The sequence below is a fragment of the Novosphingobium aureum genome (assembly GCF_015865035.1).
Taxonomy (GTDB): Bacteria; Pseudomonadota; Alphaproteobacteria; order Sphingomonadales; family Sphingomonadaceae; genus Novosphingobium; species Novosphingobium aureum.
Genome location: NZ_JADZGI010000002.1, coordinates 115,948 through 128,246, shown reverse-complemented (window position 1 = coordinate 128,246; position 12,299 = coordinate 115,948). Strand labels below are relative to the sequence as shown.

Sequence of the window (12,299 nt, the reverse complement as noted above, 5' to 3'; positions counted from 1 at the left end):
AAAGGGCCGTCCGCAGCATCGTTTCTGGGAGTTTTGGCCATGTGCGTCGCCTTGAAACGGGCTTGATGCAGTAACAGACCCGAAGAACGTGATCGACGCGCGCAAAAGCGCGAAGCTGGCATCATGTTTATCCACATAGCCTTGGCAGGCATGCAGAAATGAAGTCATTTGAGCTCAGCCGCGTCTTCGCGTGCGCGGTTGAGTTGGGATGAATTCAAGAGCGGGGCGTTGGGCCATCCGCTGCATCCCGCTCAAGGAGAGAGTGAAATGACGGGGCTTTACAACATCGGCGTGCTTGTCGGTGTGGTGGTGATCGCGCTGCTTGCGATCGGCATCATGATGGCGCGCCTGTACAAGCGGGCGAGCAAGGAAATCGCCTTCGTGCGAACGGGCGTAGGCGGGGAACGCGTCGTGATGAACGGCGGCGCGCTGGTCCTGCCGGTCTTCCACGAGACGATGCCGGTCAACATGAACACCGTGCGCCTCGCCGTCGAGCGCAAGAACGGGGATGCGCTCATCACGCTCGATCGCCTGCGCATCGACGTGAAGGCCGAGTTTTACGTACGTGTCCGTCCGGATGCCGGGGCCATTGCCATGGCCGCGCAGACGCTCGGTGCGCGCACCATGCACCCCGAGGCGCTCAAGGACCTCGTCGAGGGCAAGTTCGTCGACGCGCTGCGCTCGGTCGCGGCGGGCATGTCGATGAACCAGCTTCACGAGCAGCGCGCAGATTTCGTGCAGAAGGTGCAGCAGGTCTCTGCCGCCGACCTCGCGATGAACGGTCTGGAGCTGGAATCGGTCTCGCTGACGGGGCTCGACCAGACCTCGATCGAACATTTTAACGCCAACAACGCGTTCGACGCCGAAGGTCTCACCAAGCTGACCGAGCAGATCGAGCTGCGCAAGAAGACGCGCAACGACATCGAGCAGGACACGCGCGTCCAGATGGAGACCAAGAACCTCGAGGCGGATCGCCAGTCGATGACGATCCAGCGCGACAACGAGTTCGCACGTCTCGAGCAGGAGCGCGAGGTCGAGATGCGCCGCGCCGAGCAGACGGCGGAAATCGCCCGCGAGCAGGCCAAGCGTACCCGGGAATCGGACGAGGCCCGGATCGAGGCCAAGCAGCAGGTCGATGCCCGCCAGATCGAGGCCGACCGCTCCATCGAGGAGGCGCGCATCGCGCAGGCCCAGGCGGTAGAACTCGCCCGTCAGGAACAGCAGATCGCGATCCAGAACAAGAGCCGCGAGGAAAGCCAGGCCAAGAGCCAGGCCGACGAGGCCCGTGCCAAGGCGGTCGCCGCCGAGGAGCAGGTCACGACCAGCCGCGAGACCGAGGTCGCAGAGCGTGCCAAGCGGATCGAGCTGATCGAGGCCGCCAAGGAAGCCGAGCGTCAGGCCATCGCGATCAAGGTCGAGGCCGAGGCCGAGAAGGAAGCCGCGTTCAACCGCGCCGAAGCGGTCAAGCGCGAGGCCGAGGGTGAAGCCGAGGCCGAGAAGCTCAAGGCCGAAGCCGCGCGCGTGCGCATGGAGGTCGAGGCCGCGGGTCAGCGCGCGATCAACGAGGCGGCGAACATCCTCTCATCGGAGCAGATCTCGCTGCAGATGAAGATGGCGCTGCTCAAGGTCCTGCCGGAAGTCGTGCGCGAGAGCGTGCGCCCGATGGAAGCGATCGACTCGATCAAGATCGTCCAGGTCGACGGGCTCACCCAGAAGGGTGGCGGATCGGCAGGGGCGGGTGCTCCGGTCGGCGGTTCGGGCAACCTTGCCAACGATGCGGTCAGTGCCGCGCTGGCCTACCGGGCGCAGGCACCGATGATCGATGGCCTGATGAAGGAACTGGGGCTGGACGGCTCGACCCTGTCGAGCATGGTGCAAGGCGCGAGCGAAATTGCCGTTCCGCAGGCGCCCGAAGCGGCAGACAACGACGAAGCAACTGATGGCGAGGTCTATCGACCGACTACGGTCAACTGATTCTCCTTGCGAATCCGACTATATTCAGACCCCGGGATGGCCTCGCGTCGTCTCGGGGTTTTCTTTTTGCAGTACTGATAATCGTATAAATTACTCATAGATCATCGATTACATCCGCATTTTTCCGGGTTACTGCGAAATTAACCAAGAAATTTCGCAGGATGTTATCGTTGAAAGGCTTTGGGTGAGGGCGATCGTAACAAGGCGAAAGCACCATCCATCGATGCCTTTCCTGACGTTCCTCTCGCGCCTCCGCTCGGATCGCTCCGGCGGTGTACTGATATTTACCGGTATCGGTTTCGTCTCGCTGGTCGGCGCGGCCGGGCTCGCGGTGGATACGGCCCAGTGGTACCTGTGGCGCCGCCAGCTCCAGCAGGCGGTCGATGCCGGTGCGCGTGCGGGGGCGCTCAGCCTGATCCAGCGCGACGGCTACGAGAGTTCGGCCAGGCGCGAGATTGGCCGCAACGCCGACAACACCCTCAACGTTACCATCGAGCGGGTCAGTAGCCCGCCAGGTTCGGGCGGCTTCACGGGTGATACCGGCGCGGTCGAGGTGATCGCCAGCACGCGCCAGAGCCTTCCCTTTTCCAGTGTCTTCATCGACCTCGCCCCGGAGATCCGCAGCCGGGCGGTCGCGACGCGTGTGTCGGATGGCGAGTACTGCGTGATTGCGCTGGCGCCCACCGGTATCGGCGTGCGGGCCATCGGTACGGCCGACGTCAATCTGGGCTGCGGCGTTGGCGCGAACTCTGGCATTCAGGCCGCGATCGATCTCACCGGCACCAGCTGGATCGACGCGCCCAGCTTTCACGCCGTGGGCGGTATCGACGCCAGCGCCAAGAACATTCCGGCCGACGCCGAACTGCAGCCGTATGGCGTGCCGATCACGGACCCCTTGCTCAGCCGCGAGCTTAAAGTCCCGGCCAAGACCGAGGGCGAGAGCTGCATCAAGAACTATTCGAACCAGCCCAAGGACAACGTGACCTTGTCGCCGGGCCGGTACTGCGGGGGAATGACGCTCAAGGGGGTCACGAACCTTTCGCCGGGCGTCTACATCCTTGATGGCGGAGTCCTGGACGTTGCCAGTTCCGCCTCGCTGATCGGGGATGGCGTGACCTTCATCATGACCGGCAGCGGTGCGGGCAACGCTGCCTCGGCCAAGATCGTGGGCGGGGCGACGCTCGACCTCACCGCGCCGACCGGGGCGCAGAACCCGACCTGGAAGAATATCCTGTTCTATCAGGACCCGATCGGTTCCTCGAGCGAGAGCACTTTTGCAGGTGGTGCAGAACTCGACCTTACCGGCGTGATTTACATGCCCAACGGCGACGTGCGCTTTACCGGCAACTCGGGCCAGAGCGCAGAGTGTCTCTTGCTCGTCGCCAACCACGTGACCTTCGCCGGTACCTCGAAGCTCAACAACAACTGCACCACCGACTATGCCGAGCTCGACCTGTCGGCCTCGGTGGTGAAGGTCGTCGAATGAGGCTGGCGGGCCTCCTCCATGTCCTGCGCACACTGCGCAAGGACCGGCGCGGTGCCAGCGTGATCGAGCTCGGGCTCGTCCTGCCGGTGCTGCTGCTGGTGCTGGTCGGCATGGTCGAGGTCTCGCGCTTCGTGGTCGCGCGCATCGACGTCGAGCAGGCAGCCCAGCGCACCACCGACTTCGCGCTCGCCAAGCGGCCGCAGAGCCCGGATACGAGCTATATCGTCGCAGAGGCAGCGCGGGCGGGCAATGTCGATGCCAGCCTCGTCGATGCCCAGCTGTTCCTCGAATGCGATGGCGTACGGCAGGACAACTTCGACGGCTATTGCGGCGCGACCGAGGAATCGGCCCGCTATGTCTATGTCTCGATCAAGCGTCCGATGCAGATGCAGTTCGACTGGTCTGTCCTGACCAACATGTTCGGAAGCGAGGTCATGTCCTCGACGATCACGCTCGAGGGCGACAGCCTGGAGCGGATCCAGTGAGCCTGGCACGGTTTCTCTCGCGCCTGCGCCGCGACCAGCGCGGGGCCTCGGTCATCGAGTTCGCCTTTGCGCTGCCGGTCGCGGCGGCGCTGATGATCGGCATCCTGCAGTTCGCCATCGTGCTGCAGGCGACCGGAGCCATCCGTCACGCCGTGGGCGAGGGCGTGCGCTATGCCAACATCCACGACGATGCGAGCGAGACCGAAGTCGTCGCCAAGGTGCGCGAGCAGCTGGCCGGGCTCGATCAGGAGGGGATCGTCTCGATCACGCTCGAGCGCGGCAATGACGATGGCGCGCAGTTCGACCGCGTGAACATCCAGTACCAGGTCGAGCCGGTCGTCCCCTTCATGGACATCGATCCGATCGTCCTGAGCGACTCTGCATTATCCTACGTCCAGAGCTGACCGGGCGGGCCGCTCGCGCAGCAGGGCGCTCTTGCACGCCCCCCCCCCCTCAGGCATGAGCTGATCAATGTGCGGACAGCGCGGCACCGCTGCTTGCCTTCGTTGCTGCAGCGCGACATCGTCGCAACATGAGCGCAACCATGTCCGGCGCCGCGCGGCGCGAATTCGCACAGCACTGGCCCATCGTCCTCGCCTCGGCGCTGGCGATCGGCGTGGGCATGATGGGCATCGGGTTCTACGCGCTGGGCCTGTTCGTGTCTCCGGTGCAGGCGGAGTTCGGCTGGAGCCGGGCCGCCGCTTCGGGTGCGGCGACCTTCCAGCAGCTCGGCATCTTCCTGTCCGCGCCCCTGGTCGGGCGGCTGGCGGATCGCTACGGCGTGCGCGCGATCGCGATCGCGAGCTATATCGCTGCTCCGCTCGCGCTGGTGCTGCTCTCGCAGGCAGGAAATTCGGTGCCGATGTGGTGGGGCCTGTGGCTGCTCGTCTCGCTCGCCGGTTGCGGCACGACCCCGGCGATCTGGGCGCGGGCAGTCTCGGCCCGCTTCGACAAGGGACGGGGCCTCGCGCTCGGGCTGATGCTGCTCGGCTCCGGCCTTGCCGCATTCCTCGCGCCCGCTCTGCTCGGCCCGATCTTCGCGACGAGTGGCTGGCGCAGCGCGGCACTGGTCATGGCGGCGACGATCCTCGTCGTCGGATTGCCGGTCGGGCGGCTCATGCCACGGCGCGAGAAGGGTGCCGCCAGTGACCTGCCTGCCGAGGCGCCGAGACGAGAGAAGGGCCATTTCGAGGCCAATCGTCAGACCCTGACCCTGATCCTCGTCGCGGTTTTGCTCGGCTTCTTCGTGGCGGGACTGATCGTCCACCTCGTGCCGATGGTCGTCGACCGGGGCATGCCGGCTGCCGAGGCGGCGAAGGTGGCGGCCAACATCGGTCTTGCGGTGATCTTCGCGCGGGTCGTGGTGGGCTACCTCTTCGACCGCTTCCATGCGCCTTTCGTCGCCGCGCTGTTCCTCGTCTCGCCGGTCGTCGCAGCGCTGCTGCTGGCCTGGGGCGGGCCGGTGGTGATCGCCGCGCTGATGCTCGGCCTTGCCGCCGGGGCGGAAGTGGACATGCTCGCCTACTTCACCGGCCGCTATGCGCGGATCGGCAACTATGGCGCGACCTACGGCGTGGTCCTCGGACTGTTCAGCTTCGGCGCGGCCTTCGGCCCTGCGGCATTCGGCTGGTCGGTCGATCTCACCGGCGACTACCAGTTCGCCCTGCTGTCCTCGGCAGCGGCACTGGTCCTCGTCGTCGTCCTGATCGCGACCCTCGGGCCCTACCGCGTCGCCGCCGAGGATTGACCGGGCGCACACACGCGCCGCGGTTCAGCCGTTTACTTCTCAGCCGTTCACTTCCTTGATCGCCTCCATGACGACAAAGGTCGAGGTCGTGGCGACGTGGGGCAGGTTGGTGATCTTCTCGCCCATCACCTTGCGGTAGCGGCGCATGTCGAGCGTGCGCACCTTGAGCAGGTAGTCGAAGCTGCCTGCGATCATGTGGCATTCCTCGACCTCGGGGATGCGCCGGACCGCCTCGTTGAACTCGGTCAGCGCCTTTTCATGGGTATGCGAGAGGCCGATCTCGACGAAGGCGATGTGGTCCAGTCCCAAGCTCGCAGGGTCGACCACCGCGCGAAAGCCACGAATCACCCCGCTATCGATGAGTCGACGCATGCGAATCTGGCACGGGGTCTTGGAAATCCCGACCTCCTTGGCCAGATCAGTGACAGTTTTGCGGCCATCTGCGCGCAGGGCGGCGATGATGCGGCGATCGAGGTCGTCCAAATCGACCGAATGTGGTTCTTTTCCCATTCACTTCGTCCAAGTCGAAACCAAACTTTGGTTCATGCGCTCAGGGAAATGAGCCCGAAAAGTCGGACTGCCAAGTCCAAAACGCTTAAGTAACGGTGATGACAATGACGCAGACCATGGACATGCCTTTCACCGCTTTCGCTCCCCCCGTTCGTGAACCCAGTGCCCTGCGCCGTGCCGTCACCGGTGCGTGCCGCCGCGAGGAGGCCGCAGCCGTGGCCCCGCTGATCGAGCTTGCTCGCCTGCCCGGCGAGATGCGCGATGCGATCCGCAAGACGGCAAGCACGCTGGTCGAGAAACTGAGGGTGAAGCAGAAGGCGGCCGCCAAGCTGGGCGGCGTCGACGCTCTTATGCAGGAATACTCGCTCTCGAGCCTCGAGGGCGTGGCGTTGATGTGCCTTGCCGAGGCGCTGCTGCGCATTCCCGACGACGAGACCCGCGACGCGCTGATCCGCGACAAGATCGGCAAGGGCCAATGGCGCGAGCATCTGGGCGGCGATCGCTCGCTCTTCGTCAATGCCGCGACCTGGGGTCTGGTCGTCGCTGGCAAGCTCTATGGCGGCATCGACGGCAGTGTCGACGACCAGAGCATGACCAAGGCGCTCAACCGCCTGATCGGTCGTGCCGGCGAGCCGGTCGTGCGCCGCAGCGTCGACATCGCGATGCGCATGATGGGCGAGCAGTTCGTCACCGGCCAGACCATCGCCAAGGCGCTCAAGCGCGCCAAGGAGCTCGAGGCCAAGGGCTTCCGCTATAGCTACGACATGCTTGGCGAGGCGGCGGTGACCGCGGCCGATGCCGATCGCTATTACGAGGACTACGAGAACGCGATCCATGCCATCGGCAAGTCTGCCAGCGGCAAGGGCGTGTTTCGCGGCCCGGGCATCTCGATCAAGCTCTCGGCGCTGCACCCGCGCTATTCGCGCGCCAAGGCCGAGCGCGTTGTCGAGGAACTCCTGCCGCGCGTGAAGGCGCTGGCGGTGATTGCCAAGAAGTACGACATCGGCTTCAACATCGACGCCGAAGAGGCAGACCGGCTCGAGCTTTCGCTCGACCTGCTCGAGATGCTGGCGATGGACCCCGAACTCGACGAAGGCTGGAACGGCCTCGGCTTCGTGGTCCAGGCCTATGGCAAGCGCTGCCCGCAGGTGATCGACTGGCTGATCGATCTTGCACGCCGCGCCGATCGCCGGATCATGGTGCGTCTCGTCAAGGGCGCCTACTGGGATGCCGAGATCAAGCGCGCGCAGGTTGACGGTCTGTCCGACTTCCCGGTTTTCACCCGCAAGCGCCACACCGACGTGTCCTACATCGCCTGTGCGAAGAAGCTGCTCGGCGCGCTCGATGCGGTCTATCCGCAGTTCGCCACGCACAATGCGCAGACGCTGGCAACGATCTACCACATGGCCGATCCGGAGACCTACTCGGATGACCAGTACGAGTTCCAGTGCCTGCACGGCATGGGCGAGCCGCTCTATTCGCAGGTCGTCGGCAAGGAAGGACTGAACCGTCCCTGCCGTATCTACGCGCCTGTTGGCACGCACGAGACGCTGCTGGCGTACCTGGTACGGCGCCTGCTCGAGAACGGGGCCAACTCCTCGTTCGTCAACCGCATCGCCGATCCCAAGGTGCCGGTCTCCGAACTGGTCGAGGACCCGGTCGAGCAAGTGCTCGACATGCCCGAGCCGGGCGCGCGTCACGACCAGATCGCTCTGCCCTCGCAGCTCTATCCCGACCGGCGTAATTCGGCGGGCATGGACCTGTCCGACGACAGCCTGCTGGCCGACCTGACGCTGACCCTGGCAGGTACCGTTGCGCACGCGTGGCGGGCCGAGGCCGAGAACGGCGAAGGCGAGGAGCGCGAGGTGCTCAACCCGGCCGATCACAGCGACGTCGTGGGCATCGCGGTCGAACCGCCAGCCGAGCTTGCCGAAAGCGCTGTCGCGCGCGCCGCCGCGAGCAGCTGGAGCGAGGTTTCGGTCGAGGAACGCGCCGCCATCCTCGAGCGTGCTGCCGATGCGATGCAGGAGCACATGGGCACCTTCATGGGGCTCGCGATGCGAGAGGCTGGCAAGTCGGCGGCCAACGCGATTGCGGAAGTGCGCGAAGCGATCGACTTCCTGCGCTACTATGCTTCGCAGGCCCGCCAGACCTTCGGTGCCGGGCAGGTGCCGCTGGGGCCGGTGATCTGCATCAGCCCCTGGAACTTCCCGCTGGCGATCTTCACCGGGCAGGTCGCTGCAGCGCTCATGGCGGGCAACACCGTGCTCGCCAAGCCTGCCGAGGAGACCCCGCTGATCGCCGGCGAGGCCGTGCGTCTGCTGCACCGTGCGGGCGTCCCGTCCGACGCTCTCCAGTTCATGCCGGGTGACGGCAAGCTGGGCGCGGCGCTGATCGACCAGCCGCAGGTCGCGGGCGTGATGTTCACCGGTTCGACCGAGGTCGCGCGACTGATCCAGAAGCAGCTCTCGACGCGCCTCTCGGAAGAGGGCGTGCCGATCCCGCTGATCGCCGAAACGGGCGGCCAGAACGTGATGATCGTCGATTCCACCTCGCTTGCCGAGCAGGTGGTGGGCGACGTCATCGCCTCGGCCTTCGACAGCGCCGGCCAGCGCTGCTCGGCGCTGCGTATCCTGTGTCTGCAGGAGGAGATCTCCAAGCACACGCTCGATATGCTCAAGGGCGCGCTCGACGAGCTGGAAGTCGGCAATCCCGATCGCCTCGCCGTCGACGTCGGCCCTGTCATCACGCAAGAGGCCAAGGAGCGCATCGAGGATCACGTCGAGGCGATGCGCGCCAAGGGCCACAAGGTCCACCGTCTCGAACTTCCCGAAGGTTGCGAGAAGGGCACCTTCGTCGCGCCCACGATCATCGAGATCGACGCGATCGGCGATGTCGAGCAGGAAGTCTTCGGACCGGTTCTCCACGTCCTGCGCTTCAAGCGTCGCAACATGGATGCGCTGATCGAGGAAATTAACGCGACCGGCTATGGCCTGACCTTCGGCCTGCACACCCGCATGGACGGGACCGTCGCGCATGTTCTCTCGCGGGTGCGGACCGGCAATCGCTACGTCAATCGCAACCAGATCGGTGCCATCGTCGGCGTGCAGCCCTTCGGCGGTAACGGGCTCTCGGGCACCGGGCCCAAGGCGGGCGGTCCGCTCTATCTCGGCCGCCTCGTGCGCCAGGCGCCGCTGGTGCTGCCGCCTTCGGGCGTGCGCATGCCGCTGGTCGACGAATTCGTCGGCTGGCTGGCGAAGAAGGAGTGGTTCGAGGGCGCAGCCCATGCCCGCGCGATCCATACCGCGAGCCGTCTCGGCACGCAGATGGAGCTGCCCGGGCCTGTGGGCGAGCGTAACGAATACGCGCTGCATCCGCGCGGCCGCATCCTGCTGCGGCCCAAGACCCGCGCGGGGCTCGTACGCCTGATGTCACTGACGCTGGCGACCGGCAACCGCGCGAGCATTGAGGGCATGGACCTGCCCGAAGGCCTGCCCGACGCCGTTGCTGCTGCCTTCCGTCCCGATCCGGACGAACCGCTCGCGGTCTGCCTCGTCGAGGGCGGGAAGGACGCGCTGCTCAAGGCCTGTGCCGACATGGCGGAGCGCCCCGGGCCGATCGTCCCTGTCCACCCGGCGGGCAAGCCGGGGCCGGGGCTGGGCTGGTTGCTCGAGGAAGTCTCGATCTCGATCAACACCACTGCGGCGGGCGGCAATGCCAGCCTGATGATGATCGGCTGATCGCTTAGGCGAAAGGCACAAGTAAGAGCGCCCGCGAAGCCATGCTTCGCGGGCGCTTTTTCGTGCAGCTAGGCTCAGGCCGGGCAGGCCTCGCGCAGCTCGGCGCGGCGCGCATCGCGGCGGAACAGGGCCAGCGTCAGCATGAAGATGGCGAGGCCGCCGAGCGAGAGTGCAACGCCGATCCAGCCGGTGCTGGTGAGGCCGAAGCCCGAGGCGATCGCCATGCCGCCAAGCCATGGCCCCAGCGCATTGGCGGTGTTGAACGCGCTGTGGTGAGCGGCTGCGGCCAGCGCCTGCGCATCGCCGGCAACGTCCATCAGGCGCGTTTGCAGGATCGTGCCGAGCCCGCCGCCAAAGCCGATCAGCAGGACGTCGAAGCCCAGCAGCCAGACATTGGTCGCGACGAGCGGGAAGGCGGCCAGCGCGAGCGCGCTCCAGATGAAGGCGCTGATCGCGGCGAGGTTCTGGTTGCGGTCGGCGAACCAGGCCCAGAACAGGTTGCCCGCGGTCATGCCCACGCCGAAGGCGACGAGCACCAGCGGCACGCGCGATTCGGGCACCTTGGTGACCTCGATCATGGTCGAGGCGACGTAAGTGTAGACGCAAAAGAGGCCGCCGAAGCCGATTGCACCGGTCAGCAGCGTGAGCAGGACCTGCGGGCGCTTGAGCGCGGTCAGTTCGCGCAAGGGGCTGGCATCGGGATCGGCGGGCTGGCGCGGGGCGAAGAGGAAGGTCGCCACCATGGTCAGCATGGCAAGCACCGCGACCACGCCAAAGCCGTAGCGCCAGCCGACCACCTGTCCGAGCAGGTTCGCGGCGGGTACGCCGATGATCGTCGCGACGGTGAGGCCGAGGAAAACCAGCGATACTGCCTGCGCACGCTTGTTCGAGGGAACCAGCGATGCCGCGACGAGCGCCGCGACGCCGAAGAAGGCGCCATGCGGCAATCCCGAGACGAAGCGGAAGAACAGCAGCATCGTGTAGCTGGACGAGGTCGCGCTGAGCCCGTTGCCGATGGCGAAGAGCGCCATGAGCCCGATCAGCAGCGTGCGGCGCGAGAGACGCGCGCCAAGTACCGCGATGACCGGGGCTCCGACCACCACGCCCAGCGCATAGGCGCTGATCGCATGTCCGGCCTCAGGTTCGGTGATGCCCAGATCGCGGGCAAAGAAGGGCACGAGGCTCATTGCCGCGAATTCGGTCGTGCCGATGGCGAAGGCGCCCATGGCAAGGGCGAGGATGACGAGCGCGGGGTGGCTCGCCTTAGGGGAGGTTTCGTAGTTATGGGTCATGTTGCACTGCAAAATACGGGGGAGGGGAGAGTTAGGCAACGTTTGCAGTCACGCAAACAGCGTCGAGGCGTGCATTGACTGCACGCGGCCTGGCGTCTTGCGCAATTTGCGCGGGCTGGATGGAAAAGCGCAAAGGCCGGGCACGATGGCCCGGCCTTTGCGGATATCCATGGCCCGGACCGGTTCGCGCCGGCCCGGGCAGGGGATTGTCAGAATACCGGGTCGAAACCGGGAGGCAGGTCGCTGGCGGGGCCATCACCATTGCCTTCGCCCCCGGCGGCGCCGGGGGTGTGGATACCGCATTCGGTCTTGTCCCAGCCCTTCCAGCGGCCCGAGCGCGGATCCTCACCGGGTGCGACCTTGCTGGTGCAGGGCATGCAGCCGATCGAGGGATAGCCTTGCGCGACCAGCGGGTGCGGGGGCAGGTCATGCTCCGCGATGTACGCGGCCAGGCGCTCGGGGCTCCAGTCGATCAGCGGGTTGACCTTGAGCCGGCCCTGTTCGTCGGTGGTGTCGATCTCGAAGCGCGGCAGGGTCTTGCGGGTCGCGTTCTGGAACGCCTTGCGCCCGGTGATTGTCGCATCGAAGCCGAGCAAGGCCTTGGCCAGCGGCTTGACCTTGCGGATCTCGCAGCAGCCGTCGGGATCGTAGGACCAGCGCAGGCCGGTCTCGTCCTTCTTCGCCAGTTCCTCTGCCTCGGGCACGAGATTGCGCAAGTCGGTGAGGCCGAGGCGCTCGACCAGCGCGTCGCGGTAGGCCAGCGTCTCGGGGAAGTGCTTGCCGGTCTCGAGGAACAGCACGGGCACCGAGGGATCGACGCGGCTGATGAGGTGCAGCAGCACCGCGCTCTCCGCGCCGAAGCTGGAGACCGTCGCGACTTCGCCGACCATGTTCTCCTTGAGCATCGTCTCGAGCATCTCGAGCGTGTCGGTGCCGCGGAACATGCGGTTCAGCCGAACGGCATCGGCCTCGACGAAGCGAGGGCCGGTCTCGATGCGATCACGGATGCGATCGCTGCTTTCGGTGCGCGTGGTCATAGGATCATCCCTTCCGACGATCGGGGCA

At 65.9% G+C, this 12,299-nt stretch carries 9 protein-coding genes; 6 read left to right on the top strand and 3 right to left on the bottom strand.

What is annotated here, in order from left to right:
• Positions 1–336 precede the first annotated feature (336 nt).
• The 5 genes from I5E68_RS13750 to I5E68_RS13730 all read left to right on the top strand — a co-directional run bounded on the left by I5E68_RS13750 (position 337) and on the right by I5E68_RS13730 (position 5,692).
• The gene (locus I5E68_RS13750) at positions 337–1,974 is read left to right on the top strand and encodes a flotillin family protein (protein WP_370463776.1); all 1,638 of its coding nucleotides are present in this window, start codon (positions 337–339) and stop codon (positions 1,972–1,974) included.
• A 223-nt stretch (positions 1,975–2,197) separates the two neighbouring features.
• Positions 2,198–3,460 (top strand): TadE/TadG family type IV pilus assembly protein, encoded by a 1,263-nt coding sequence (locus I5E68_RS13745; protein WP_197165026.1) that lies wholly within the window; start codon positions 2,198–2,200, stop codon positions 3,458–3,460.
• Positions 3,457–3,945: a TadE/TadG family type IV pilus assembly protein gene (locus I5E68_RS13740; RefSeq protein ID WP_197165025.1), complete on the top strand. Its 489-nt coding sequence runs from the start codon at positions 3,457–3,459 to the stop codon at positions 3,943–3,945. The genes I5E68_RS13745 and I5E68_RS13740 overlap by 4 nt, the downstream gene beginning before the upstream one ends.
• A complete protein-coding gene (locus I5E68_RS13735; RefSeq protein ID WP_197165024.1) occupies positions 3,942–4,349 on the top strand; it encodes a TadE/TadG family type IV pilus assembly protein in 408 nt (135 codons plus the stop codon). The genes I5E68_RS13740 and I5E68_RS13735 overlap by 4 nt, the downstream gene beginning before the upstream one ends.
• A 128-nt stretch (positions 4,350–4,477) precedes the next feature.
• Positions 4,478–5,692, top strand: a complete 1,215-nt coding sequence (locus I5E68_RS13730) for an MFS transporter (RefSeq protein ID WP_197165023.1) — start codon at positions 4,478–4,480, stop codon at positions 5,690–5,692.
• 39 nt (positions 5,693–5,731) lie between these two features.
• On the opposite strand, the gene I5E68_RS13725 is transcribed toward I5E68_RS13730, so the two are convergent.
• On the bottom strand, positions 5,732–6,202 hold the full coding sequence (locus I5E68_RS13725) for an Lrp/AsnC family transcriptional regulator (RefSeq protein ID WP_197165022.1): 471 nt from the start codon (positions 6,200–6,202) through the stop codon (positions 5,732–5,734).
• 104 nt (positions 6,203–6,306) lie between these two features.
• Here I5E68_RS13725 and putA point away from each other — a divergent pair, with 104 nt between their 5' ends.
• The gene (gene putA / locus I5E68_RS13720) at positions 6,307–9,942 is read left to right on the top strand and encodes a bifunctional proline dehydrogenase/L-glutamate gamma-semialdehyde dehydrogenase PutA (RefSeq protein WP_228727197.1); all 3,636 of its coding nucleotides are present in this window, start codon (positions 6,307–6,309) and stop codon (positions 9,940–9,942) included.
• 74 nt (positions 9,943–10,016) lie between these two features.
• Here the strand turns inward: putA and I5E68_RS13715 are convergent, their stop codons facing one another.
• On the bottom strand, positions 10,017–11,234 hold the full coding sequence (locus tag I5E68_RS13715) for an MFS transporter (RefSeq protein WP_197165020.1): 1,218 nt from the start codon (positions 11,232–11,234) through the stop codon (positions 10,017–10,019).
• Positions 11,235–11,443: 209 nt separating this feature from the next.
• Complete coding sequence (locus I5E68_RS13710; RefSeq protein ID WP_197165018.1) at positions 11,444–12,271, bottom strand: phosphoadenylyl-sulfate reductase; 828 nt, start codon at positions 12,269–12,271, stop codon at positions 11,444–11,446.
• Positions 12,272–12,299 lie beyond the last annotated feature (28 nt).

Excerpts from the sequence above, each read along its gene's own strand:
- I5E68_RS13750 (WP_370463776.1), top strand. The coding sequence starts at position 337 with ATGATGGCGCGCCTGTACAAGCGGGCGAGCAAGGAAATCGCCTTCGTG.
- I5E68_RS13715 (WP_197165020.1), bottom strand. The coding sequence starts at position 11,234 with ATGACCCATAACTACGAAACCTCCCCTAAGGCGAGCCACCCCGCGCTC.
- I5E68_RS13740 (WP_197165025.1), top strand. The coding sequence starts at position 3,457 with ATGAGGCTGGCGGGCCTCCTCCATGTCCTGCGCACACTGCGCAAGGAC.
- putA (WP_228727197.1), top strand. The coding sequence starts at position 6,307 with ATGACGCAGACCATGGACATGCCTTTCACCGCTTTCGCTCCCCCCGTT.
- I5E68_RS13730 (WP_197165023.1), top strand. The coding sequence starts at position 4,478 with ATGAGCGCAACCATGTCCGGCGCCGCGCGGCGCGAATTCGCACAGCAC.
- I5E68_RS13745 (WP_197165026.1), top strand. The coding sequence starts at position 2,198 with ATGCCTTTCCTGACGTTCCTCTCGCGCCTCCGCTCGGATCGCTCCGGC.
- I5E68_RS13725 (WP_197165022.1), bottom strand. The coding sequence starts at position 6,202 with ATGGGAAAAGAACCACATTCGGTCGATTTGGACGACCTCGATCGCCGC.
- I5E68_RS13710 (WP_197165018.1), bottom strand. The coding sequence starts at position 12,271 with ATGACCACGCGCACCGAAAGCAGCGATCGCATCCGTGATCGCATCGAG.